Origin of the sequence: Streptomyces sp. NPDC050564 (assembly GCF_044457265.1) — a bacterium.
Lineage (GTDB): Bacteria > Actinomycetota > Actinomycetes > Streptomycetales > Streptomycetaceae > Streptomyces.
This window is the reverse complement of sequence record NZ_JBITGS010000115.1, coordinates 1-1,982: the sequence shown is the minus strand read 5'-3', so window position 1 is coordinate 1,982 and position 1,982 is coordinate 1. Positions and strand designations below refer to the sequence as shown.

The 1,982-nt window shown below is 69.5% G+C and carries 2 protein-coding genes; both read left to right on the top strand.

The genetic code is table 11. From position 1 onward, the window contains the following. Positions 1–450: hypothetical protein (locus ACIBK0_RS51895; protein ID WP_399097545.1), on the top strand; the 450-nt coding region annotated here is incomplete at its 5' end. A gap of 592 nt (positions 451–1,042) precedes the next feature. Then, the gene (locus ACIBK0_RS51890) at positions 1,043–1,738 is read left to right on the top strand and encodes an alpha/beta hydrolase (RefSeq protein WP_399097547.1); all 696 of its coding nucleotides are present in this window, start codon (positions 1,043–1,045) and stop codon (positions 1,736–1,738) included. Positions 1,739–1,982 lie beyond the last annotated feature (244 nt).

The window sequence follows — 1,982 nt, the reverse complement described above, 5'->3', positions numbered from 1 at the left end:
AACGGGAACGGGAACGGGAACGGGAACGGGAACGGGAACGGGAACGGGAACGGGAACGGGAACGGGAACGGGAACGGGAACGGGAACGGGAACGGCAACGGCAACGGGAACGGGAACGGGAACGGCAACGGCAACGGGAACGGCAACGGGAACGGCAACGGGAACGGGAACGGCAACGGCAACGGCAACGGCAACGGGAACGGAAACGGCAACGGAAACGGCAACGGCAACGGGAACGGCAACGGGAACGGAAACGGCAACGGCAACGGCAACGGGAACGGCAACGGGAACGGCAACGGCAACGGCAACGGAAACGGCAACGGCAACGGCAACGGAAACGGCAACGGCAACGGCAACGGAAACGGCAACGGAAACGGCAACGGAAACGGCAACGGAAACGGCAACGGCAACGGCAACGGGAACGGGAACGGCAATGGCAATGGCAACTAAGGTCTGACAGGGAAATATTGCGGACCGCGTCTGCGGCTGGGTGGCATGTTCTTGCCGCCCGGCCGCTGACGCATGTGTGCGGGCGTGTGGCATGGGCTGTTGCGGGTGGCGCGGCGGAGCGGTGTGCGGTGAGAGCCAGGGCCTTCGGCCCGTGTTCGTTTCGTGCAGCGGTGGCGGGGCGAGGGCATGGGGGACGACTTGGAGGGATGTGTTTCTCCCCTTGCCCGGGGGCGGCGCTGTCGGGCGGACTGCGGTCGTTGATGGTGCCGTCTGCGGCCCGGCCGGTGCGGTCCTGGCCGGTCTCGGTGAGGCCGGGGTGCCCGGCGCCTGCAGGTATTTGCCGGCGTGCGCTGGTGTCTGCTTGTGCTGGGAGTACGCCGTGGGACATGTGGCGGCGCCGGTGTCAGGGCGGGTGAGGCGGTCTTGGGCTGTTCGGTGTCGAAGGCCGGTGGCCTGGGCGGGCACGCCGGTCGGGCCGGCGGGGGCGGCGGTTCATCGGCCGCCTTGTGGTCCGGGCTGCTGGGACCCGGTCCGGTGGGAGTCTGTGTACGCAGGTCTGTTCTTCCCGGCAGTGGCCGACGTGGAGGTGGCGATGAGAGTCGTGTTCGTGCACGGGGCGTGTGTGCGGGACGGGTCGTGGTGGTGGCACCGCACCGCCGAGTTGCTGCGGGAGTGGGGGGTGGCGAGCGTGGCCCCGGCGCTACCGAGCTGCGGTGAGGCTGGCCTGCCCGGCGGCGTCGGCGGTCCGGGGCTGTTCGAGGATGTTGCCGCGGTGCGGCAGGTGCTTCAGGCCGGCGATGAGCCGACTGTTGTGGTCGCCCACAGCTACGGCGGCATCGTCACGGCGGAAGCCGCTGCGGGAATCGGGTCGGTGCGCCACCTGCTGCTGGTTTCCAGCTACCTGCCCGAGGTCGGGCAGAGCCTGTCGGAGTTCGGGGACGGCGGCCCCGCCCCGTTCCTCGACGTCGATCCCGACGCCGGCACATTCGGGGTCCGTCCCGAGCTGCTCGTGGACACGTTCTTGCAGGATTGCGACCCCGGGGTCCAGGCGCAGGCGGTGGATCACCTGGCCCGGCAGAGTGTGCAGGTGACGGGGCAGCCGGTCGGGGCGGCCGCATGGCAGCAGTTGCCCTCGACGTACCTTGTCTGCGCTCAGGACCGGGGCACCCCGCCGCGGCTGCAGCGCGAGTTCGCCCGCCGGGCCGGCAGCGTCGTCGAGTTGGACGCCGGCCATCACCCGTTCCTGTCCCAGCCTGCAGCGGTCCGGGACCTGCTGCTGAGCGTGTGACGGCAGCCGCGGACGAGCCGGGCCGGCGATCCGGGTCAGGAGGCCGTCACTGCCCATTGCCGGGCGCTGCGATCGTCACTGTGAGCTGCTTGTCGCTTCGCTGTAGCTGTACGAGCACAGGGTTTTGTGGGGGTCGGTGTCCTGTACGGGGTGTTTCAGTTTTGGGTGAGGGTTTGTTCGGCCCAGACGGTTTTGCCGGTGGGGGTGGGGCGGGTGCCCCAGCGGTGGGTGAGTTGGCCGACGA

What these genes read in the sequence shown, in the direction of transcription:
- ACIBK0_RS51890 (WP_399097547.1), top strand. Translation starts at nt 1,043, where the DNA reads ATGAGAGTCGTGTTCGTGCACGGGGCGTGTGTGCGGGACGGGTCGTGG.